The following is a 20,669-nucleotide window of genomic DNA, read 5'->3' on the forward strand; positions in this document are numbered from 1 at the left end:
TTGATTGTCCGTTTGCGTCCTTTGCCGGGGCCGCGGCGGGCGCGGCCCCGAAGCTTTCGTTCAGTTGCCGATCTTGTCGAGGATGGCCTGGCCCCATTCGGTCCCGACATCGTCGAGGACGACGGGCCACACGGTCTCGCGCACCTTGGCGGCCATGGCGGCCAGCTGCTCGTCGCTCAGCTCGACAACATTCGTGCCCAGCTCGTCGGCAAGCCGCTGTTCCCACTTGCCCTGGTCCTCCTCGGCCACGGTCCAGCGTGTCGCCTCGAACTCGCTGGCGGCGGCCTTGAGGGCCTCCTGATCATCGGCGTCGAGCCCGGCAAGGGCCTCGTCCGAGATGATCATGTACCAGACTTCGAAATGCGTGTTGGCGGGGATATAGGCCTTGGTCACGTCACGGAACGAGGCATAGTAGCCCTCCGCGCCCGACCCGATCACGCCATCGACCACGCCGGTCTGGATCGCGGTGAACGCCTCGGAAAACGGAATGGGCGACGGGATGTAGCCCAGCGCCTCGCCGGTGAGCTGGAAGGACTTGATGCCGGGGACGCGCACCTTGATGCCGTTCGAATGGCTCGGATCACCGGGGTTCACCGGATCGGTGTTGAGCGAGATGCCCCCGAAATAGACAGGGTATGCCGCGAGCATGGTGATACCCTGTTCCGAGTAGAGCTCGGCCACCACGTCGCGCAACATGCCCTCGGGGCCGTAGATCTCCTGCGCCTCGGTCCAGTCATTGGCAAGGTAGGGGAAAGAGGCGATCTGCATCCGGCGGTCCGCGCCGGTGGCGACGGGCTGGGTGGCCATGTCGATGGCGCCCACGCTGATGCGCTCCTGCACGGTGGTGTAGTCGCCCAGCGCCGAGGCCGGGAAGATGTTGATCGACACGTTGCCGCCCGTGGCCTCTTCGACCTTGCCGGCAAAGGCGCGCAGCTCCTTGTCGATGGTGGCGTCCTGCGGGCGGACATGGCTCATTTTCAGATCTGCCGCGCCGGCCATGCCGGCAATCGTCATCAGGGCGGCGGCGGCCGTACCTGTCAGGTAATGTTTCATTGGTCTTCTCCTCTGTTGAACGTGGGGGTGGTGTCAGTAGCCGAAGTATTCCGGCAGGAAGAGCGAAAGGTCGGGCCAGAATGAGGTGAGGAACACCACCGGCACATAGCCCAGCAAAATCAGCGTCATCGCCGGCGGGATCACCTTGGTGACCTTCACGTTGCCGATCCGGGCGCCCAGATACAGGATCGAGGCATAGGGCGGGGTGACGCCGCCCATCGCGGTGTTCACGCCCATGATCGCGGCGAACTGCACCGGGCTGACGCCGATCGCGTTCATCAGCGGCAGCAGCAGCGGCGCTACCAGCAGGATCGCGGTCGCGTCATTCACCACCATCCCGATCAGGAAAAGCAGGATGTTGATCAGGATCAGCAGGACGACCTTGTTCTCGGTAATGTCGAAGATCGAGCTGACCAGCTGCTGGGGGATGCCCTCATAGATGAACATCTGCCCGAGGATCATCGAGAACAGGATCATGACCATGATCGTCCCCACCGCCGTTCCGGCCTCCTTGCCGGCCGACAGCATGTTGTTCCAGCGCAGGCCGCGATAGATGAAGAAGCCCACCGGCACCGCGTAGATCACCGCGACCGCCGCGGCCTCGGTCGGGGTCATGACACCGCCATAGATGCCGCCCAGGATGATCACGGGCATGAGCAGCGCGGGAAAGGCATGTGCGCCGCGGCGCATGATCTCGCCCGAGAAGGCCTTGAAATGCGGCTTCTCGTCCAGCACGAGGTTGAACTTGCGCGACATCCACAGATTGATGAGCGAAAAGCTGACCATGATCAGCAGGCCCGGCCCCAGCGTGGCCAGGAAGCAGGCCGCGATCGAGGTATCGGTGACCCAGCCGAACAGGATCATCGACGCCGAGGGCGGGATCAGAAGCCCGAGGATCGAGGAATTGGCGATCAGCGCCGTGGCATAGGCGCGGGGGTAGCCGCGGGCCTCCATCTCGGGGATCAGCAGCGGCCCGATGGCCGAGATGCCGGTCAGCCCGGAGCCCGAGATTGCCCCGATCACCGCGCAGGTGACCGCCGCCACAACGCCCAGCCCGCCGCGGACATGGCCGACGAAGGCGTTGACGAACCTCAAAAGGGAAGCCGCGATGCCGCTTTCCGACATGATGGTCCCGGCCAGCACGAAAAGCGGAATGGCCAGCAGGACGGGATTGCCGAGCTGCTGGAACCCCCACAACATCATCCCCTTCATCGTCACGTCGCCGACGAAATACATCAGCATCAGCGCGGCGCCGAAACAGTAGGGCAGCGGAACCCCAAGGGTCAGCGTCAGCACCAGAACGCCGATGGCAAGAAGCGCGATCTCGATCACAGGGCCGGTCCTTTCAGGAGAGAGCGCACATGCAGGAGCAGGTGCCATGCGGTATAGAACATCATCAGGGTCAGCCCGACGACCAGCGCCACATCCGAATAGAAGGTCGGAACATAGAGGGTCGGGCTTTCCTTCCAGACGCGCCACGCATAGCTGGTGTAGTCCCATGCCCATGACAGCAGCCAGAGGCCGACGATCAGGCTGATGATTTCGCCGATGATCGCAAGGATCGTGTGCTGGCGGTCGGTCTTGAGGAAGATCTCGAGGACGTTGGCGCGGATATGCGAATTCTCGCGGGAGGCATTGACCGCGCCCAGGATGTAGAGCCACAGAGTCGGGTAGAGGATGGTTTCCTCCAGCCCCATCACCGGGATCTGAAGCACGTAGCGGGTGATCACCTGAACGAACTGGCCGATGGCCACGATACCGATCAACGCCGTCAGAAGATATTTCGCAAAGCTGTCCATAACTCCCCTATCGGACGCGTTTACAAATCTGACACAGAGAAGACTGGACAAGTTGTATAAGATCAATTTAGTAATATTTCTGACCCCATTAATCCCATTTATAGTCATATGAACCTGTCCATTCGCCAGATGACGACGTTCCGTGAAGTCATGCGCAGTGGCTCCATCTCGAAGGCGGCCGAGGCCGTGGGGCGCACGCAGCCGGCGGTGAGCATCATGATTTCGGCGCTGGAACAGGAGCTTGGATTTCCACTTTTCCTGCGCGAGAACGGCAAGCTGTCGCCCACCCCCGAGGCGCGGTATTTCCTCGAGGAGACCGAGGCGATCCTCGCCCGGCTCGACCGCACCAAGGAGACGCTGGGCCGCATCGGCTCGCTGGAGAAGGGAAAGCTGCGGATCGCCTGTTTCCCTGCGGCCTCCGGCTCTTTCCTGCCGAGTGTCCTGACGTCCTTCGTGAAGAACAGGCCGGAGGTCGAGCTTGCCCTGATCATGCGATCGTCGGTGGTGATCGAAGACCTGATCGCCTCGCAGCAATTCGACATCGGGTTCTCGGAAACGCCGGTGCCGCGCGCCTCGATCCGGCAGACCGATTTCGACCTCGACTGCGTCTGCGTAATGCGCGCCGACGACCCGCTGGCGGACCTGCCGCTGATCACGCCCGCGGACCTGCACGACAAGCCGATGGGCATCCTCTTCGACGAGCATACGACCAAGGTGCAGCTCGAGGCCGCCTTCGTGGCGGCCGGAATGCGGCTGAACAAGAGGCTCGAGCTGCGAACCTTCTTCCCGGGCATGCATTTCGTCTCGGAAGGGTTCTGCTACATGGTCTGCGACATGATCACCGCCTACAGCCACCTGCGCCTTGGCGCGGGGGCGTCCGACCTGGTCCTGCGACCGTTCCGCCCCCGTGTCAGCAGCGCGATCTCCATTCTCACCCCGGCCTATGTCAGCCAGGCCCGCTTCACCCGGGAATTCGCCAGCTTCCTGGCCGACTCCATCCGGGACATGCAGGCCTACGTTACGGCAGAGTGGGACATCTGACCGGCCGCGAAGAAACGCGCTACCTGTCCGTGTCGCCGAACACGAACTCCACGCTCGTCATCGGCCAGCACCCGCGCCCCAGCTCGATGGGCTCGCCATCGGGGGCGCGGTTGATCGCCGTCACGTATTGCACCGGGGTGTTGGCGTTGATCCCGAGGATCTCGGCCTCGTCGGGCCGGGCAAGGCCGCCCTGCACCCGCGTCTCGGCCCGGCGAAACCACGGAATGCCCGCGGCCTTGTAGACGGCGCTGACCGATTGCGTCTCTTCGAACACCCGCTCGAAACCGGGGAACCGCGCGGCGGGCAGTTCCTTGCGAGTGAAATAGATCGGCCCGCCATCGAGCAGGCGCACCCGGTGCAGGGCGATCACCTGCTCGCCGGGGCCAAGCCCGAAAAGCCGTGCCGCCTCGGGGCTGGGCGTGGTGCGGGCAAGGTGCAGGACGCGGGAGGTCACCTCCTCCGTCGCGCCCACGAGGGAATCGGAGAACCGCATGTCGTTGCGAATGACGAAGGTGCGGGGCAAGTGCCGGACGATGATCCCGACACCGCGGCGCGCCTGAAGCCGGCCCTCGACCTGAAGCAGCGCCAGCGCCCGGCGCATCGTCACGCGGTTGACCCGGAACATCCCGGCCAGTTGCACTTCGCCCGGAAGGCGGCTGCCCGGGGCGACGAGCCGCTGGTCGATGGCGTGTGCAAGCCGGTCGTAGATCTGCAGCCAGATGGCGCGCGTGGCGCGGGGGGCGTATTCTTCCGCGGCAAGCGCCTTGAGGCCGAATTCCTCGGCGCGGTCGGGCGAGAGCTCAGTCACGGGCGAACACCTTCCGTCCGTTGACGAAGACCGCCCTCACCCTGCGCGTTGCCTGATCGAGAACGAGCAGGTCGGCCCGCCGGTCCGGGGCAAGCGTGCCGCGATCCTCCAGCCCGACGGCGGCGGCGGGGTTGGAGGCGACCAGCGTCCAGCCCTTGTCCAGCGGCAGGATGCCCGCATCATGCAGGCGCAGGACGGCGTGCAGCGGCGCGGGGTAGTAGTAATCCGAGGCCAGCACGGTGCACAGCCCGTCCCGGATGGCGCCGGTCGCGCAGAGGGCCCCGTTGTGGCTTTCGCCCCTGAGTGCGTTCGGCCCCCCGAGGATGACGTGCTCGCCCGCCTCGCGTGCCGCCCGGGCGGCCGCCTCGCTGAGCGGGAACTCGGCCACCGTGACGCCGCAGGCCCGGCCGGCCGCGCGGTCCTCTGCCGTGGCGTCGTCATGCGACAGGAGGGTGCGCCCCATCGCCAGCGCATCGCGGCAGATGCGGTCGATCGTGGCCGGCACCTCGTCCCGCCGCGCCCAGATCCGGTTGATCTCGGTCTTGGCCTCCTCCGGCGTGAGGCCCATCCGGGCGGCCATGCGCTTGAGCTTGTTGCTGTCCGTCCCGAACGTGTGGTTGGCCGTGGTGTGATCGTTGATCGACAGGATGTCGCCCGGCCGGCGGTCGAGCCAGCCCAGCACCTCGCCGACATGATCCAGCGCGAAGGTCTCCCAGCGGATATTGAGGCGCGTGTCGCAGGTCAGCGAGGGGCCGGCCGCCTCGAGGGCGTCGAGCAGGCGGCGGGTAACGCCGATGTCGCGCAGCCCCGGCTCCCACGACACGGTGAGGCCGTGAAAGGCGGTGGTGATGCCGTTGGCGATCATCTGGGCATCGGCCTCGGCAAAGGCCAGGTCATAGGGCATGTGCACGCCCGGCCGGGGCTGGGCGATGGCCTCGAACGCGTCGCCATGCAGGTCGACGATCCCCGGAAGCACCCAGGCGCCGGTGGCATCGTGGCGTGCGGCGCCCGGGGGGCGTGCCCCGGCGATGCGCCCGCCTTCCACGTGCAGCTCCGTCGCCGCGAAACCTTCGGGGCCCAGCACCGTGCCGCCGCTGATCGTCCAGTCACACACCATCTTCACGTCACCATCCGCATGTCATCAAAGCTTCAATCGAATCCCCTATGCCATTGCCGTGTGACGTTCCTGTGTACACAACCCTGGACAAGATAGGAGAGGACCATGATCCGTTCCCTGCTCGCCGCCGCCGCCGTGACCGTCGCGGCCTCCTTCCCCGCCACTGCCGAAAGCCTGAAATTCGCCGTGACCGACATCGAGGGTCTCGAGGCGCTGCAACAGGAATTCGGCGCGTTCGAGACCAAGCTGGAAGAGCTGACCGGCCACGATATCGAGCTTTTCCCCGTCAGCTCGCGCACCGCCGCGGTCGAGGCGCTGAACCAGGACAAGGTCGACCTGGTGCTGACCGGCCCGGCCGAATACGTGGTGATCAACGAGCTGACCAAGGCCAAGATCGTGACCGCGTGGCAGCGCCCGAACTACTTCGCGCAGGTCGTGACGCTGTCGGACGGCCCGATCAAGTCGGTGCAGGACCTCAAGGGCAAGACCGTGACCTTCGGCTCGGTCGGCTCGACCTCGCAACACCTTGGCCCGGCACAGGTTCTGGCCGATTTCGGGCTTGCCTACAACACCGACTACCAGCCCCAGATCATCGCCCGTAACGTAGCGGTCGAGGCGCTGATCCGCGGTGACGTGCAGGCGGTGGGCATGAACGAAGGCCACCTGTCGCGGATCCGCGAGGCGTTTCCCGACACGTCCTTCACCGTGGTGGCCCGCGGCCGCGACCTGCCCAACGACATCCTCGTCGCGCGGTCCGATCTCGACGACGCCACCATCGCCGACGTCAAGGCGGCCTTCGTCGACCATGGCGCCGAGCTGATGAGCGCGATCCTGACCGGCGAGGACAACCAGAAATACAAGGGCGGCTTCTTCCTCACCAAGGTCGAGGACAGCGAGTACGACTATGTCCGCGCGATGTACAAGACGATCGGCGTCGACACCAAGGCCTTCGTCGGCAACTGAGCCCGGCTGCATACCACGCGACCGGGGGCCGGCAGGCCCCCGGACCCGCCACCGCCGAAAGGGCGCCATGCTCGACCACCTGACAGATATCCGGCCAGCCGCAGCGGACGCCCGGGCCCGGCCCGAGCCGCTGATCGAGGCGCGCGGCCTGTGCAAGGCCTATTCCCGGCGCGCCGTGGTGCTGGACGGGGTCGACCTGCGCATCGAGGCGGGCGAGCGGGTGGCGCTGATCGGCTCGAACGGCAGCGGGAAATCGACCCTTCTGAAATGCCTGATCGGGCTGCATCCCATTACCGGCGGCGACCTGACCTGCTTTGGCGAGCCGGTGGGCCCGCAGGCAAGCCGGGCCCAGCGCCTGCGGATGCGGCGGCAGACCGGGTTCGTCTTCCAGAAACACTGCCTCGTGCGGCGGCGCTCGGTGCTGTCGAACGTCATTCACGGGCTCTTCGGCGAGCCGGGAAGCTGGCGCGCCTTCTGTCACAGCCTGGCACCCGAGGACTGGCGCGGCCGGGCGATTGAGGCGCTCGAGGCGGTCAACCTTGCGGACAAGGCGATGCTGCGCGCGGATACGCTGTCGGGCGGGCAGCAGCAGCGGGTCGCCGTGGCCCGCGCGCTGGTACGCAAGCCCCGGCTTCTCATCGCCGACGAGCCGGCCGCCAGCCTTGACCCGGTGTCGGGCCGCAACGTCATGGAGTTGTTCGCGACCCTGTGCCGGGAGCATGACATCACGCTGCTTTACACCTCGCATGACATGGCCCACGCGACGGACTATGCCGACCGGGTCGTCGCACTCAAGGGCGGCCGGGTGCATTTCGACCGTCCGGCCGGAAAGGTCAGCCGGGCCAATCTTCACGACGTGTTCGATGGCTGAGCGCGGTTTCCCCCAACCCGGCCGGTTCGAAGGGTTTTCCGCCCTCAACTTCGCGCTTCTGGTGGCGCTCGGGGCGGTGATCATCGCCTCGATGGGCAAGGTCGCCCCGTCGCCGCAGCAACTGGCCGAGGGCGTGCCGGGCATGGCCGACCTCGTGGGCCGGATGCTGCCGCCCAACACCGAGCCGGCCTTTCTTGCCCGGATCGGGATGCGCATTCTCGAGACCTTCCAGATCGCGCTGGTGGGCGCGGCGATCGGGATCGTGCTGAGCCTGCCCATCGCGTGGTGCGCCGCGCGCGGCGTCTCGCCGTTCGGGCGGGGCAGTTTCCTGGTGAAGGCCTTCGTGTCGTTCCTGCGCACCGTGCCCGACCTTGTCTGGGCGCTGTTGTTCGTGGCCTCCATCGGGCTGGGTGCCGTGGCCGGGACGATGACCATCGTGGTCGACACCATAGGGTTTTGCGGGCGTTTCTTTGCCGAGGCGATGGAAGACGCCGAGAAAGAGCCGCAGGAGGCGCTGTCGGCCATCGGCGCCGGCAAGGGCTCGATCCTGGTGGGGGCCATTCTGCCCGATATCATGCCGTCGCTGATCAATTCGTCGCTGTTCGCGCTGGAAAAGGCGGTGCGGTCCTCGGTGGTGCTGGGCCTAGTCGGGGCGGGGGGCATCGGGCAGGAGTTGAAGGTGGCCTTCGATCTCTTCCAGTACCGCAACGCGTCGATGATCATCCTTGCGATCTTCCTGATCGTGCTGGTGATGGAGGTCTGCACCGACAAGCTGCGCGCCCGGATCCAGTAGGCGCCGGGGCGGCGCGCCGGAAGAGGTTACCAGAAGGTTAACGACGGGGCGATTTCGCGGCGGGCGCGCCATGCGCCCCGGGCCGGCCTGTCGCGACCATCCAACCCGCAATCCGTCACCTTTTCCTTAACCCGTCGCGCCCGGCCCGCCGCCGCGCCCGGCAGGCGAAACGGAAACTTTTCGCCGCCCATCGGGTTGACAGGGAACGGGGCCGGCCGTTCCGGCGCGGCCCGCCTGCCCCATGGGAAAGGAAAAGGTGATGGCGTCTCGTGCAATCTGGAAAGGGCAGTTGAGGCTGTCGCTGGTCTCGATCCCGGTGGAAATCCATTCGGCCCGCAACTCCGGCAGCCAGGTGTCGTTCCGCCAGATACACAAGCCCAGCGGCAAGCCCGTGCGCTATCAGAAGGTGGTGCAGGGGGTCGGGCCGGTGGAATCCGACGACATCATGAAGGGCTACGAGACGGATGACGGCGAATACATCCTGCTGGAGCCCGACGAGATCGACGCCATCAAGCTGGAAACCAAGAAGACGCTGGAGCTGAGCCAGTTCGTCGAGGTGTCGGAGATCGCGCCGATCTGGTTCGACCGGCCCTATTACGTGGTGCCGTCGGACGAGCTGGCCGAGGATGCCTATCGCGTGGTGCGCGACGCGCTGCGCCAGACCAAGAAGGCCGGGCTGGGGCAGTTGACGATGCGGGGGAAGGAATATCTCTGCGCCATCCGGCCCTGTGGCGACGGGCTGTTGATGGAGACGCTGCATTACCAGAACGAGATCCGCGAAGCCGAGCCGATGTTCGCCGGCATCGAGGACGAGGCGACGGACAAGGAGTTGCTGGAGGTGGCGACGCAGTTGATCGACAAGAAGACCGCGCCGTTCGACGCCGCCGCCTTCGAGGATCACTACGCCGCCGCGCTGCGCGACCTGATCGACCGCAAGATGAAATCGAAGAAGACCCCGCGCGCCAAGTCCTCGCAGGATGACGAGCGGCCCGAGGGCGAGAACGTGGTCGACCTGATGGATGCGCTGAAGAAGAGCCTGAAGCAAAGCAACAGCCGTAAATCCGGCAGCAAGAGCAGCAGCAGCAAGAGCAGTAGCAGCAGCAAGGGCAAGAAGAAGGCCTCATGAGGAGCCTCGAGGCCTATTCCGGCAAGCGCGATTTCGAGGTCACGCCCGAGCCGCGCGCCGAGCTGGTCGAGGCGGGGGGTGACCGGCTGTCCTTCGTGGTGCAGAAGCACGACGCGCGGCGGTTGCATTTCGATTTCCGGCTGGAATGGGAAGGCGTGCTGCTGTCCTGGGCGGTGACGCGGGGCCCGTCGAGCGATCCGGGCGAGAAGCGGCTGGCGGTCAGGACCGAGGATCACCCGGTGTCCTATGGCGCCTTCGAGGGAACGATCCCGGAAAAGGAATATGGCGGCGGCACGGTGATGCTGTGGGATGCTGGCTGGTGGGAGCCGCTGCACGATCCGGCGGAAGGGCTGGAGAAGGGCAAGCTGCATTTCCGCGTGCATGGCAGCCGGATGAAGGGCGGCTGGGCGCTGGTGCGGATGCGGGCGAAGAAGGGCGAAAAACGCGAGAACTGGCTGCTGATCAAGGAGCGGGACGCTTTCGCCGGGCGGAGCGCCGATGCGCTGGTCAACAAGTACAAGACCAGCGTCACCACCGGCCGGGCGATGCGCGATATCGCCCGGGGGCGCGAGGGGGTGACGCCGGCGAAACACTCAAAGCCCCTGCCCCGGTTTCAGAAGGTCCAGCTTGCCACGCTGCGCGACGCCCCGCCCGAGGGCGAGGACTGGCAGCACGAGGCGAAGTTCGACGGCTATCGCTGTCTCATTGCCGTGGGCAAGGGGGGCGTGCGGCTGTTCACCCGGAACGGCAAGGACTGGTCGGACCGGTTCGGCGCGCTGTGCGACCCGGCGGCGGGGTTGAAATGCCAGTCGGCATTGATCGACGGCGAGGTGATCGCCGGGGGCGGCGGCGGCGATTTCTCGGCGCTGCAGCGGGCGTTGACTGAAGGCGGGGCGCTGACCTGTTACGTGTTCGACTGCCTTGCGCTGGACGGCGAGAGCCTGACCGGCAAACCCCTGCGCGAGCGACGCAAGGCGCTGGAACGGCTGTTCAAGGGGCAGCCGCCAAGGGGTGTGCTGCGGCTGAGCCCGGTGATCGAGGGCGAGGGCCATGCCGCGCTGGCGGCGATGTGCGATGCGGGGGGCGAAGGGATCATCTCGAAGCGGCTGGATGCGCCCTATCGCGCCGGGCGCGGGCGGGCGTGGATCAAGTCGAAATGCCTGCGGCGGGCCGAGTTCGTGGTGGGCGGCTGGTCGCCTTCCGACAAGCGCGGGCGGGCGTTTTCCTCTCTGTTGCTGGGCAGTTACGAGGGAGGCCGGCTGATCTATCGCGGCCGGGTGGGCACCGGGTTCGACGAGGACGCGCTGGCGGAGGTCGGCGCGCGGCTGAAGGCGATGAGGCGCAAGACGGCGCCGTTCGAGGGTGAGTTGCCCGCCGAGACGAAGGGGGCGCGCTGGTGCCGGCCGGAGATGGTGGCCGAGGTGGAATATGCCGAGTTCACCGGCGAGGGGCGCATCCGGCACGGGGTGTTCAAGGGCCTGCGCGAGGACAAGGCGGCGGGCGAGGTGAGCGCCGCGGCGGAGGCGGATGTGGACGCCGGGGATGACATCCGCGTGGCGGGCGTGCGGATTTCCAGTCCCGGGCGCGTGGTCTATCCCGGGGCCGGGCTGACCAAGGGCGAGGTGGCGCGGCATTACGAACGGGTGGCCGGGCGGATGCTGGCCCATGCCGGCGACCGGCCGCTGTCGCTGTTGCGCTGTCCCGGCGGGCTGGGGGGCGAGTGCTTCTTCCAGAAGCATGCCGGGAAGGGGTTTCCGGCGGGGGTGAAGAGCCTGCCGATCGAGGAAAAGGACGGCGGAACAGAGGATTACATGTATGTCACCAGCGCCGAGGGGCTGCTGGGTGCCGCGCAGATGGGAACGCTGGAGTTTCACGTCTGGGGCGCCGCGCGGGACCGGATCGAGCGGCCCGACCGGATGGTCTTCGACCTCGACCCGGACGAGGGGCTGGGCTTTGCCGAGGTGGTGAAGGCGGCGCGGGAGGTGCGCGAGGGGCTGGCGGCCTGCGGGCTCGACAGCGCGCCGATGGTGACCGGCGGCAAGGGGGTGCACGTGATCGTGCCGCTCAGGCGCGTGGCGGGGTGGGAGACGGTGAAGTTTTTCTCGCAGGCCTTCGCCCGCATCCTGACCGAGCGGGCGCCGGAGCGCTACACGGCGACCATGTCGAAGAAGAAGCGCAAGGGGCGGACCTTTGTCGACTGGCTGCGCAACGAGCGGGGTTCGACGGCGGTTGCGCCCTATTCGCTCAGGGCGCGGGAAGGGGCGGCGGTGGCGGTGCCGGTGACGTGGGACGAGCTGGACCGGTTGAAGGCGCCGGACGGGTTTCACGTGGACGACATGGAGGCGCGGCTGGCCCGGCCCTGCCCGCTGGAGGCGGCGAAACCGGCGGGCATTACGGCCAAGGTGGTCGAGGCGCTGGAGGCGTGGTCGACAGGCTGAGCGGCGATTCGATGGTTAACGGCGTTGTTTTGCTGGGGTTTCGACGTCGGTATCACGTCGGTATTTCGTCGGTATCGCGTCGGTGTCGGGGTCGGCAAAGCCGTTGGTTAATGCGGCGTCCCGGGGCGGGGGCGCAATATGTGGGTGTCCGCGCAACGGCGAACGGGGCGCCCGGCCGAGACGGGACGGGAACGAAACACCGCCACGCGCGTTAAGCGCGCATGGAACCTGCACAGACCTGGCTTCCCGGTCGCGACCGGCTTTTCCACGATGCGCTGTTCTGCGCGGCCGTGCCCGCCTGCATGACGCCGGGGATCCGCCCGGTCGGTGCGCCGTTCCAGACCCCGGTTCACGCGGGCGCCGAGGGCGCCGCACGGGCCGATGCGATTATCGAGATGGATGAAGAATAGGAGAATTGGCCCGTGTCTCGCCTAGCCAGTGAGAATGGCCGCGAGTCCCATGGGACCGCGGCAGACCCGAAGGAGACGAACACCCCCCCTGCCCTCACGCCCCTCCCCGACAGCTATCGGCGCGGGATGGTCGGGCAGCTCGATGCCGCGCTCTGGAAGCGATTGCAGCGCTGCTGCTCCGGCATCCGGACGATGGGCCCGCGCGAGACCCTGTCGGAGGCCGGCGAGCGGCTCGACAGGAGTGCGCTGCTGCTGGAGGGGGTCATGGCGCGCTACGTGCGTGGCGCGGCCAACGGCGCGTCCTCGCGCGCGATGGTCTCGATCCAGGTGCCGGGCGATTTCATCGACCTGCACGGCCTGCCGATGAAGGCCCTCGACCACGATGTCTGCAGCCTGACCGACGTGCGTATCGCGATGTTTCCGCATGAGTGCCTCGACCAGATCATCGCCGGCTCGCCGAAGGACGCGCGGGCGCTGTGGCGGCTGACGATGATCGACGCCTCGGTGCATCGCCACTGGCTGTTCCGGACCAGCCCGCTGCGGGCGCTGGCCTCGGTCGCCGATTTCATCTGCGAGATGGATCTGCGCCTGCACAACGCGAACGAGATGGAGGGCGCGGCGCTGCCGCTGCCTCTGCTGCAATCGGACCTGGCCGAGATCACCGGCCTTTCGACGGTGCATGTCAGCCGGGTGATCCGCGACCTGCGGGAAAGCGGGCTGTGTACCGTGCGGGACGGCTATGCCGAGATCCATGACCGGGGCCGGCTGCGGCAACTGGCGGGGTACGATCCGTCCTACCTCTACCTGCCCGAAGACTGAGCGAGACACTGGAAGCTGGCCGCGATCCACATGGGCTCGCGGTCGCGGCGGACGAGGTGGCGCGGCCGGGCGGCGGCAAGGCCGGCCAGCAGCCGCGCCTCCACCTCGGGCGCGGAGAGCGCCGTCTCCGTCGGACCGTCATAACCGGCGACGAGGCAGGTGCCGCCGGGGGCGAGGCTTTGGGCGGCGCGCGAGATCGTCTCGTCCAGCGCCTCCGCCGTGAGGTAATAAAGCACCTCGGAAAACACGATCAGGTCCCACGTGCCGCCCGGCCAGTCCTCGGGCACCGAGGCCCGGCGGAACCGGGCGTTCGGGATGCCCCGCGCCCGGGCCCGTTCTATGGCGGTCGGCGCGACGTCGAGCCCGAGCAGGCTGTCGCAGCGGGCGGCGATCATCGCGCTCATCACCCCGATGGAACAGCCGATCTCGAGCCCGCGCCCGTATTGCGCCCGCGGCAGCAGGTCCAGGCAGCGGCGGTACTTCTCGGCCTCGTAGGAGCTGGTCTCGTAATCCCACGGGTCGGGCCGGTCCCGGTAAAGCTGTTCGAAGGAGGCGGCGTCACGGGTCATGCGGGGATGAAGATCTCGTCGGTCGAGACGAAATGCTCGGCAAGCTCGCGCGGCATGCGGAACGCGTCGGGCGTGTCGCTGATCAGGCCGGTCATCTGCGAGGCATGGGCCGCGATCGCCCGCGCCTTGAGCGCGCGGTAGGGCCCCGTGCGGAACTGCAGCATACCCTCGCAGCCGGCGCCAATCACCGGGTTCTGCACCCGGCCCCAAACCGGACAGCCGAAGACCCGCGGCCGCGCCGCGCCGGCCGCGCACCACAGGGCCAGCCGCCAGACCCGCTGATGATCGGGATGCGGGTCGCCGGGCCAGGTGGTCCAGATCGCGGTGACGCCGGGCAGGACCGGGGCCAGCCGTTCCGCCACCTCGGCGAAGGCCTCGTTGGTTTCGGGTGCCCACAGGTCGGGATAGCCCAGCCAGATCGGCGTGGTGCGCCCCCCGGTCAGGATGGTGACGGCGGCGGTGACCTCGGCCTTGCGCAGGGCGCTCAGCACCTTTGGCGGGTGGCTGTGCGAGCCTGGGTGCGAGCGCGAGCCGTCGGTGACGACCGCCACGTGCACCGCGTGCCCGGCCTCTACCGCCGCGGCAATCGCCCCGCCCATGCCCAGCGACTCGTCATCGGGATGCGGGGCCAGTACCAGCACGTCGCCGGGGCCCGTCAGCTCCGCCAGTTCCGCATAGGGCGCGACCCGCGCCGATGCGACGATCGGGGTAAAATGGCTCATCTTCCGCTCCATATCTCGCCGACAGGCACATCGGCCTTGCAAAGGGTGTCGCCGACCATCCGCAGCTTGCCGTCGAGATCGGCCTGCCGGAGGAAGAAGCCGAGATCGCGGCGGATCATCTCGGCCCGGTGCCCACGGGCAAAGGACCGGGTGCCGAGCGCGCGGTCGGCCAACGCGATGCCCTCGAGGCAGGCCGTCTCCACCTCCTCGCGCGCGGCGAGGGAGAGGGCCACGGCCATAGCGCCCGCGCCGGGCGCCTCGGCCTGCCGGGCGGCATCCTCGACCAGAAGCCGGGCCCGGTGCGCCAGCGACACGATCCGCGCCAGCCGGTGAAGCCGCGCCTCGCCCGGGTCACCGCCGGCGCGCACGGCCTGGCGGACTTCTTCGGCCAGCGCCTCCAGCCCGCCGGTCTGGACCGCGGCATAGCGCCAGACGCCGCCCTGGAAATGCGGCTCGCGCAGGTAATCGCCGGGGGCGCCCAGCGCGTCGGCCGTGATCCCGTCGAAATCGTAGCGCCCCGACCGGGTGGCGCGCATCCCGCTCGTGTCCCATGCCGCGGCATCGGCCCGGCCGGCATCGGTGACATCGGCCACGGCCAGCCGGACCCCTTCCGCCTGCCCGGCGGTGACCACCGCGCGCGACACGGTGCCGAGGCCCGAGGCAAACCGCTTGCCCCCGCTCAGCCGGAGCCTTTCGCCGGTGTCGGCCGCGACCGTCACCGGCGGGTCGTCGTCGGCGCCCCAGACACCGAAGACCATGCCCTGCCGCGCCTCGAGCGAATAGCGGTAGACCTGCGCCTGCGTGCCGTAGAGCAGGATCAGCTTCATCGCGTTCATGTGCCCTTCGGCCAGCCGCCCGACCGACAGGCTGGCCCGGCCGATGCGGCGCAGGATCGTGGCCTGCTGCACCGGGTCGCCGGCGCGGCTGAGCGCCCCCAGCAGCCCGCATTGCGAGAGCCGGTACATGTCGCCGGCGAGGCTGCGCCGGTCCTGATCCGCGGGCACGGCAAGCGCCGCGATGCTCGACAGGGCCTCGTCTTCGCTCGGGGCGTCCGCCCGGGTCACCTTGTGCAGTGTCATGCCGTTTCCCTTTCCTCCGGTCCCGACAGCCGGGACAGTTCACGCGCCAGCAGCGGCGTCTCGCGGGCCACGTCCGACAGGCGCATCCGGACCCGCCCGATCGCGGCGAGCCGCGCGTCGATCCGGGCCAGCGCCCCGGCCGGCCCGCCACGGGCCAGCATCTCCCGCCGGGCCCGGTGCAGGCGGGCCCGCAGCACGGTCTCGGCGGCGGGCTCGAGCGCCTCGTCGACCAGCGGGTCGGCCCCGGTGATCCGCCCGGCCAGCGCCTCGGCCATGCCGCCCGGCGCCCGCCCCTCGAGCCGGCAGGAGGTGCTGACCCGGGCCGTCGCGCTGTGCCGCACCCGCCAGCCGCGTGCCTCGGCGGCGGCGGCAAGGGCGCGGTCCTCGGACCCCGCCTGCGCCGGGAAACCGCCCACGTCGCGGTAGAGCGGCATGCGGAAGGCAAGGCTCGCCCCGGCCGCGTTCATGTGGCCGGGATCGGGGTCATGCGGCACCGGGTCGATCAGCCGCCGCACCGCGAGGGTCAGCGCCACGTATTCCCCCTCCACCGCCCCGAGCCGCGCGATGGCCGGTGGCAGGCGCGCGAACTCTCCCGGGTCGGCGATGACGGTGCCGCACACCAGGTCGGCGCGGCGAAGCTCGTCGAGATTGGCGTCGATCCAGTCGGGGAAGACCGTGCTGTCGGCATCGGTGGTCATCACCGCCGCCCCCGGCGCCAGCCGCGCGGCACAGGCGCGGACGGCAAGGTGCCGGACAGCGCCCACCCCGCCGGCCGGCGTGTCGGGCAGGTCGAGCAGCAGGCCGGGCGTGCCGGTGCGGTCGAACCATGCGCGGGCCCCGGCCAGCGTGCCGTCCTGCGATCCGTTGACCGCAACGACGATCCCGCCACGCCCACGAAGGGCGTGACGGGCGGCGTCGAGGCAGGGGAGGATGCGCTCGGCCTCGTTCCGGGCGGGGATGGTCACGGCGACCGGCCATGGCCCCGGCGGCCCGAACCCCTGCCGATGATGGAGCGGCGGGCTCATGCCTCGCGCTCCCAGAAGCGCAGGGCGGCGCAGGCCTCGAGGAAGGCGGTCGCCCCCTCGCCCTCGTCCAGCACCATGACGCCGTCATCCGGATCGGCGGGCACCGCCGCGGGCCAGAACCCCTCGCGCGCCTCGGGCGAGAGGGCGATGAACTTCTTGTGGGCGTGGGCATCGGCGAGGAAGGCGCGCGCGCCGTGCATCCGGCCCAGCTTGGCCGCCCCCTCTTCCGAGGCGATCACGGCCACTGCGTCGTAGAGCACCGAGGGCGCGCCATCGAGCTTTTCGTGGGCCTCGATGGTCTTGCCCCGGGCGGTGGTCACGCCGCCGACCTTCTCGGCCACGACCTCGACCTTGGCCCCGGCCGCCTCGGCCGCCTTTTTGAGCGCATCGAACCGGCCGCCGTCGATGCCATCGGTCAGCAGCACGCCCAGCTTGCGGCCCGCGAAGCTTTCGGGCGCGTTCTTGAGGATGCTGAGCGCCGGCGACGGCTCGGTCTCGATCACCGGGCGCGCGGGCTCGGGCGCCTCGGGCATTTCCGCGAGGCCCAACCCCTCGGCCACCATCTCGGCCAGCCCCTCGTCGACATGGATGAGATGGCCCACCATCCGCTGCCGGATCGCCAGCCGCTCGACCTTGCTGAGCTCGAAGATGAAGGCGTCGGCGATGTGGTCCTTCTCGACATCGGTCTGGCTGAGGTAGAACTGCCGGGCCTGGCTGTAGTGGTCGGCAAAGGTTTCCGAGCGGACGCGCTGTTTCGTGCCCGCCTCCTCGGCCGGGTAGGAGCGGAAGCCGCGCTCGGGGACTTCGCGCGGCCCCTCGCCATGGCTGTTGGGTTCGTAATTCGCGCGGCCCACGGGGTTGTGCATCGCCATGTGCCCGTCCTGCTGGAGGTGGGCAAAGGGGCATTTCGGCGCGTTGATGGGGATGTGGTTGAAGTTCGGGCTGCCCAGCCGCTTCAACTGCGTGTCCAGGTAGCTGAAGTTCCGCCCCTGCAGGAGCGGGTCGTTCGAATGGTCGATGCCGGGCACGATGTTGCCGGTCTGGAAGGCGACCTGCTCGGTATCGGCGAAGAAGTTGTCGGGCATCCGGTTCAGCGTCAGCGTGCCGACCTTGCGCACCGGCACCTGTTCCTCGGGGATGATCTTGGTGGCGTCGAGCACGTCGAAATCGAAGCTGTCGGCAAAGGCGTCGTCGAAGATCTGCAGGCCCAGATCCCATTGCGGGTAGTCCCCCGACTGGATCGCGTTCCACATGTCGCGGCGGTGGAAATCCGGGTCGGCGCCGTTGATCTTGACCGCCTCGTCCCACAGGACCGACTGCATCCCCTGCCGGGGCTTCCAGTGGAACTTGACGAAGGTTGACTTGCCTTCGGCATTGACCAGCCGGAAGGTATGCACGCCGAAGCCCTCCATGAACCGGAAGGAGCGCGGGATCGTCCGGTCGGACATGATCCAGAGCGCCATGTGCGTGGCCTCGGGCATCAGCGAGATGAAATCCCAGAAATTGTCATGCGCCGTCTGCGCCTGCGGAAAGGCGCGGTCGGGCTCCTGCTTGGCGGCGTGGATCAGGTCGGGGAACTTGATCGCGTCCTGGATGAAGAAGACGGGGATATTGTTGCCGACGAGGTCCCAGTTGCCTTCCTTGGTGTAGAGCTTGACCGCGAAACCGCGCACGTCGCGGGCGAGGTCGAACGAGCCCTTGTTGCCGGCGACTGTCGAAAACCGGACGAAGACATCAGTCTTTTCCCCGACTTCGGTCAGGATTCTTGCACGGGTCAGATCCGACAGGTCCTCGGTCAGCTCGAACGTGCCATGCACGCCGTAGCCCCGGGCATGGACCACGCGTTCGGGGATACGCTCGTGGTCGAAGTGGAACAGCTTCTCACGGAAGACCTGGTCCTCGACCAGGGTCGGGCCGCGATCGCCGATCTTCAGCGTGTTCTGATCATCGGAGATCGGCATGCCTACCTGGGTGGTCATCGTTTCGTGACCGTCGCCGGCCACCTGATGAGTTTCGCCGCCGTTTCCGGGCTTGCTCTCGGTCTTGACCTTCGTCTTGTCAGTCATGCTGTGCCTTTCTCTTTTTCGGCTGGGTGGATCGGGACATGGGGATCGCGCGCCGGCGCCTCGGGAAGCTGGCCGGCCCACAGATCGACAATGCGGGACATGCGGAAGCGGGGCTGCGCCTGCGCGAGGGGGCGCTGGCCGACCGTTTGGCGCCATTCGGCGATGCGCGCGGCGATGGCCTGGGGATCGGCGGTGTCGAGGCACTGGCCGGGGTCCGAGGCGACCTCGTCATTGGCCCCCAGCCCCCGGTGCAGCAGCGCCGGGCAGCCCACGGCATTGGCCTCGGCGATGACCAGGCCGAAGGTCTCGGCGAACTGGTCCTGCGGGTAGAACAGGCAGAGCGCCCGGCGCATCCAGCCGATCAGCCGCGGCTGATCGAGCCGGCCGAGCGGGATCACCCCCTCGGGCACCGGCCCGGTGGGCCAGGCGAGATAGCCGGGGTCGGCCACGGCAAGGCGGAGCGTGGGGAAGTCGGTGCGGAGCGCCTCGAACCGGCGAAAGACCTGCCCCAGCCCCTTGTGCGGCGAGGAGGCGAAGAGCAAGAGGTCCGGGTTCCGCGGTGTGTCGTCCGGCGCAAGGTCGTCGGCGATGGGGTTGTGGATATGGCCGATGACGGGCGCATCGGCGCCGAGAAAGCCCCGCAGCCAGTCCGCATGCGCGGCCGAGACGCAGAGCAGCTCGACCCCGGCCGCCTTCAGCCGTGGCGCGAGGGCGCGGTTGTGGCGCCCCGGGAAGACATGCTGCCAGACGACGACCCGCGCGCCCGGATTGAGACGCGCCAGCTTGGGCGCGACCTTCCACGAGTTCAACACCACGATCATGCCGGGCGCCTCGGGCAAGGGGCGGCCGAGATCTAGCGGCGCATAGCGCACCCGGCCGGACAGGCCGTCGCCCTGCCGGGCCGCCTGCCGCACCGTCACGCGCAGATGGCCCGCAAGGCTCTCGGCGATCTTCACCAGCGTCGCCTCGGTCCCGCCGAGCCCTGCCAGCCCGCCCGGCGCGCCGTTATAGGGCCGTGGCGCCATCGGGTCGATGAAGGTGATGCCGCCGCTCATGCCACCCGCTCCGGGCGCATCGCAAGCCGCGCCAGCGCGGCGCGATCGACAAGCGCGGGGTTGGTGCAGGACCGGATGCGCACCATCGACAGGTCGATCGGCACCGGGTCGACCTCGCGCGTGGCGAACCAGCGCGCCACCGCGTCCCACACCCGCTTGCGGTCGGCGATGCGGCGCGGGCTGTCGTAATCGGTCTCGCCCTGCATGGTCAGCCCGTCCGGCGACTCGATCTTGGTGAGCAGGATCTCGGGGATCACCCAGAGCACCTCGCCCGCCATGATCAACCGGTTGCGGAACTCGCGGTCCTCCTCGATACAGTCGGAAAACCCGCCCAGCCGGTCGAAGACCGACCGGTGGAACAGGCCCGAGTTGACGTGCGTCCAGTCCCCCGGCACTCCGGCGGCCATCTGCAGGTTGGGAAAGAAATCGTCGACAAGGCTGAGCGTGCGGCGGATCTCCACCCGCTCGCCATCCGGCAGGATCAGCTCGTGATGGGTGAGCACGGCGCCGACCTGTATCGGCGTCTCCGGCTCGCGGCCCGACAGGCGCCAGTTCAGGCAGGGATGCGCGCCGATGGTCTCGTTGCCGATCACCCGGGCCTGCCGCATGACCTTGTCGCGGTGCGGCACGTCGTCGGAATCGTGGAAGGTGATGGCCTCCGCGTCCGACAGGGCGATGCCCACGTTCTTGGCCTGCGCCGTGCCGACGTTGGCGGCCAGCCTGACGCCGGTGAAGCGCGGATGCGCGGCGTAGCGGGCGATGACCTCGCCGGTCTCATCCGTCGAGCCGTCATCGACCACCAGCACGGTCGTCTCGGGGTGCGACTGCGCCAGCGCGGCCTCGATCGCCTGGGGCAGCACCCGGGCGCGGTTGTAGGTCGGGATGACGATGGTCACGCTGGGGGTCATCGGAAAA

Annotated in this window: 20 protein-coding genes; 8 read left to right on the plus strand and 12 right to left on the minus strand. The window is 68.3% G+C overall.

Features of this window, described 5'->3' with window-relative positions; translation table 11 throughout:
* Positions 1-60: 60 nt before the first annotated feature.
* From dctP to RLN94_RS09420, 3 genes are read right to left on the minus strand one after another with little or no spacing between them, the layout of a single operon-like run.
* On the minus strand, positions 61-1,053 hold the full coding sequence (dctP, locus tag RLN94_RS09410; protein WP_350132305.1) for a TRAP transporter substrate-binding protein DctP: 993 nt from the start codon (positions 1,051-1,053) through the stop codon (positions 61-63).
* Between the two features lie 33 nt (positions 1,054-1,086).
* Positions 1,087-2,385 carry a TRAP transporter large permease gene (locus RLN94_RS09415; RefSeq protein WP_350132308.1) on the minus strand — a complete coding sequence of 433 codons (1,299 nt, stop codon included), beginning with the start codon at positions 2,383-2,385 and terminating at the stop codon, positions 1,087-1,089.
* On the minus strand, positions 2,382-2,852 hold the full coding sequence (locus RLN94_RS09420) for a TRAP transporter small permease (RefSeq protein WP_350132311.1): 471 nt from the start codon (positions 2,850-2,852) through the stop codon (positions 2,382-2,384). The genes RLN94_RS09415 and RLN94_RS09420 overlap by 4 nt, the downstream gene beginning before the upstream one ends.
* 108 nt (positions 2,853-2,960) lie before the next feature.
* On the opposite strand from RLN94_RS09420, the gene RLN94_RS09425 reads away from it, so the two are divergent.
* Positions 2,961-3,893 (plus strand): LysR family transcriptional regulator, encoded by a 933-nt coding sequence (locus RLN94_RS09425; protein WP_350158995.1) that lies wholly within the window; start codon positions 2,961-2,963, stop codon positions 3,891-3,893.
* Between the two features lie 19 nt (positions 3,894-3,912).
* Here RLN94_RS09425 and RLN94_RS09430 read toward each other — a convergent pair whose 3' ends face one another.
* Positions 3,913-4,701 (minus strand): GntR family transcriptional regulator, encoded by a 789-nt coding sequence (locus tag RLN94_RS09430; protein WP_350132317.1) that lies wholly within the window; start codon positions 4,699-4,701, stop codon positions 3,913-3,915.
* Positions 4,694-5,818, minus strand: coding sequence for an alpha-D-ribose 1-methylphosphonate 5-triphosphate diphosphatase (locus tag RLN94_RS09435; RefSeq protein WP_350132576.1), 1,125 nt, complete (start codon positions 5,816-5,818; stop codon positions 4,694-4,696). Before RLN94_RS09435 ends, RLN94_RS09430 begins: the two co-directional genes overlap by 8 nt.
* 105 nt (positions 5,819-5,923) lie before the next feature.
* Between RLN94_RS09435 and RLN94_RS09440 the strand changes: the two genes are divergently transcribed.
* From RLN94_RS09440 to RLN94_RS09470, 7 genes are all read left to right on the plus strand, one after another.
* The gene (locus tag RLN94_RS09440) at positions 5,924-6,781 is read left to right on the plus strand and encodes a PhnD/SsuA/transferrin family substrate-binding protein (protein WP_350132319.1); all 858 of its coding nucleotides are present in this window, start codon (positions 5,924-5,926) and stop codon (positions 6,779-6,781) included.
* Between the two features lie 67 nt (positions 6,782-6,848).
* On the plus strand, positions 6,849-7,652 hold the full coding sequence (locus tag RLN94_RS09445; RefSeq protein WP_350158460.1) for a phosphonate ABC transporter ATP-binding protein: 804 nt from the start codon (positions 6,849-6,851) through the stop codon (positions 7,650-7,652).
* Positions 7,645-8,445, plus strand: coding sequence for a phosphonate ABC transporter, permease protein PhnE (phnE, locus tag RLN94_RS09450; RefSeq protein ID WP_350132325.1), 801 nt, complete (start codon positions 7,645-7,647; stop codon positions 8,443-8,445). The genes RLN94_RS09445 and phnE overlap by 8 nt, the downstream gene beginning before the upstream one ends.
* A gap of 259 nt (positions 8,446-8,704) precedes the next feature.
* The gene (gene ku, locus RLN94_RS09455; RefSeq protein ID WP_350132328.1) at positions 8,705-9,571 is read left to right on the plus strand and encodes a non-homologous end joining protein Ku; all 867 of its coding nucleotides are present in this window, start codon (positions 8,705-8,707) and stop codon (positions 9,569-9,571) included.
* Positions 9,568-12,009, plus strand: coding sequence for a DNA ligase D (gene ligD / locus RLN94_RS09460; RefSeq protein WP_350132330.1), 2,442 nt, complete (start codon positions 9,568-9,570; stop codon positions 12,007-12,009). The genes ku and ligD overlap by 4 nt, the downstream gene beginning before the upstream one ends.
* A 221-nt stretch (positions 12,010-12,230) precedes the next feature.
* The gene (locus RLN94_RS09465; RefSeq protein ID WP_350132333.1) at positions 12,231-12,419 is read left to right on the plus strand and encodes a hypothetical protein; all 189 of its coding nucleotides are present in this window, start codon (positions 12,231-12,233) and stop codon (positions 12,417-12,419) included.
* 12 nt (positions 12,420-12,431) lie between these two features.
* A complete protein-coding gene (locus tag RLN94_RS09470) occupies positions 12,432-13,238 on the plus strand; it encodes a Crp/Fnr family transcriptional regulator (protein WP_350132336.1) in 807 nt (268 codons plus the stop codon).
* Here the strand turns inward: RLN94_RS09470 and RLN94_RS09475 are convergent.
* From RLN94_RS09475 to RLN94_RS09505, 7 genes are read right to left on the minus strand one after another with little or no spacing between them, the layout of a single operon-like run.
* Positions 13,220-13,807 (minus strand): class I SAM-dependent DNA methyltransferase, encoded by a 588-nt coding sequence (locus tag RLN94_RS09475; protein ID WP_350132339.1) that lies wholly within the window; start codon positions 13,805-13,807, stop codon positions 13,220-13,222. The two genes, RLN94_RS09470 and RLN94_RS09475, sit on opposite strands and share 19 nt — an antisense overlap.
* Complete coding sequence (locus RLN94_RS09480) at positions 13,804-14,529, minus strand: PIG-L deacetylase family protein (protein ID WP_350132343.1); 726 nt, start codon at positions 14,527-14,529, stop codon at positions 13,804-13,806. The genes RLN94_RS09475 and RLN94_RS09480 overlap by 4 nt, the downstream gene beginning before the upstream one ends.
* On the minus strand, positions 14,526-15,608 hold the full coding sequence (locus RLN94_RS09485) for an acyl-CoA dehydrogenase family protein (protein WP_350132346.1): 1,083 nt from the start codon (positions 15,606-15,608) through the stop codon (positions 14,526-14,528). Before RLN94_RS09485 ends, RLN94_RS09480 begins: the two co-directional genes overlap by 4 nt.
* Positions 15,605-16,633, minus strand: coding sequence for a glycosyltransferase family 2 protein (locus tag RLN94_RS09490; RefSeq protein ID WP_350132348.1), 1,029 nt, complete (start codon positions 16,631-16,633; stop codon positions 15,605-15,607). Before RLN94_RS09490 ends, RLN94_RS09485 begins: the two co-directional genes overlap by 4 nt.
* Positions 16,630-18,699, minus strand: coding sequence for a catalase (locus tag RLN94_RS09495; RefSeq protein ID WP_350132351.1), 2,070 nt, complete (start codon positions 18,697-18,699; stop codon positions 16,630-16,632). Before RLN94_RS09495 ends, RLN94_RS09490 begins: the two co-directional genes overlap by 4 nt.
* Complete coding sequence (locus RLN94_RS09500; protein WP_350132354.1) at positions 18,696-19,754, minus strand: glycosyltransferase family 4 protein; 1,059 nt, start codon at positions 19,752-19,754, stop codon at positions 18,696-18,698. Before RLN94_RS09500 ends, RLN94_RS09495 begins: the two co-directional genes overlap by 4 nt.
* Positions 19,751-20,662, minus strand: a complete 912-nt coding sequence (locus tag RLN94_RS09505) for a glycosyltransferase family 2 protein (protein ID WP_350132356.1) — start codon at positions 20,660-20,662, stop codon at positions 19,751-19,753. Before RLN94_RS09505 ends, RLN94_RS09500 begins: the two co-directional genes overlap by 4 nt.
* Positions 20,663-20,669 lie beyond the last annotated feature (7 nt).

The sequence above is a fragment of the Roseovarius sp. genome (assembly GCF_040223625.1).
In the GTDB taxonomy this organism is placed as follows: Bacteria; Pseudomonadota; Alphaproteobacteria; order Rhodobacterales; family Rhodobacteraceae; genus Roseovarius.

What these genes read in the sequence shown, in the direction of transcription:
- dctP (WP_350132305.1), bottom strand. Translation starts at nt 1,053, where the DNA reads ATGAAACATTACCTGACAGGTACGGCCGCCGCCGCCCTGATGACGATT.
- RLN94_RS09425 (WP_350158995.1), top strand. Translation starts at nt 2,961, where the DNA reads ATGAACCTGTCCATTCGCCAGATGACGACGTTCCGTGAAGTCATGCGC.
- RLN94_RS09475 (WP_350132339.1), bottom strand. Translation starts at nt 13,807, where the DNA reads ATGACCCGTGACGCCGCCTCCTTCGAACAGCTTTACCGGGACCGGCCC.
- ku (WP_350132328.1), top strand. Translation starts at nt 8,705, where the DNA reads ATGGCGTCTCGTGCAATCTGGAAAGGGCAGTTGAGGCTGTCGCTGGTC.
- RLN94_RS09480 (WP_350132343.1), bottom strand. Translation starts at nt 14,529, where the DNA reads ATGAGCCATTTTACCCCGATCGTCGCATCGGCGCGGGTCGCGCCCTAT.
- RLN94_RS09495 (WP_350132351.1), bottom strand. Translation starts at nt 18,699, where the DNA reads ATGACTGACAAGACGAAGGTCAAGACCGAGAGCAAGCCCGGAAACGGC.
- RLN94_RS09445 (WP_350158460.1), top strand. Translation starts at nt 6,849, where the DNA reads ATGCTCGACCACCTGACAGATATCCGGCCAGCCGCAGCGGACGCCCGG.
- RLN94_RS09435 (WP_350132576.1), bottom strand. Translation starts at nt 5,818, where the DNA reads ATGGTGTGTGACTGGACGATCAGCGGCGGCACGGTGCTGGGCCCCGAA.
- RLN94_RS09485 (WP_350132346.1), bottom strand. Translation starts at nt 15,608, where the DNA reads ATGACACTGCACAAGGTGACCCGGGCGGACGCCCCGAGCGAAGACGAG.
- RLN94_RS09500 (WP_350132354.1), bottom strand. Translation starts at nt 19,754, where the DNA reads ATGAGCGGCGGCATCACCTTCATCGACCCGATGGCGCCACGGCCCTAT.
- ligD (WP_350132330.1), top strand. Translation starts at nt 9,568, where the DNA reads ATGAGGAGCCTCGAGGCCTATTCCGGCAAGCGCGATTTCGAGGTCACG.
- RLN94_RS09490 (WP_350132348.1), bottom strand. Translation starts at nt 16,633, where the DNA reads ATGAGCCCGCCGCTCCATCATCGGCAGGGGTTCGGGCCGCCGGGGCCA.
- RLN94_RS09420 (WP_350132311.1), bottom strand. Translation starts at nt 2,852, where the DNA reads ATGGACAGCTTTGCGAAATATCTTCTGACGGCGTTGATCGGTATCGTG.
- phnE (WP_350132325.1), top strand. Translation starts at nt 7,645, where the DNA reads ATGGCTGAGCGCGGTTTCCCCCAACCCGGCCGGTTCGAAGGGTTTTCC.
- RLN94_RS09505 (WP_350132356.1), bottom strand. Translation starts at nt 20,662, where the DNA reads ATGACCCCCAGCGTGACCATCGTCATCCCGACCTACAACCGCGCCCGG.
- RLN94_RS09440 (WP_350132319.1), top strand. Translation starts at nt 5,924, where the DNA reads ATGATCCGTTCCCTGCTCGCCGCCGCCGCCGTGACCGTCGCGGCCTCC.
- RLN94_RS09465 (WP_350132333.1), top strand. Translation starts at nt 12,231, where the DNA reads ATGGAACCTGCACAGACCTGGCTTCCCGGTCGCGACCGGCTTTTCCAC.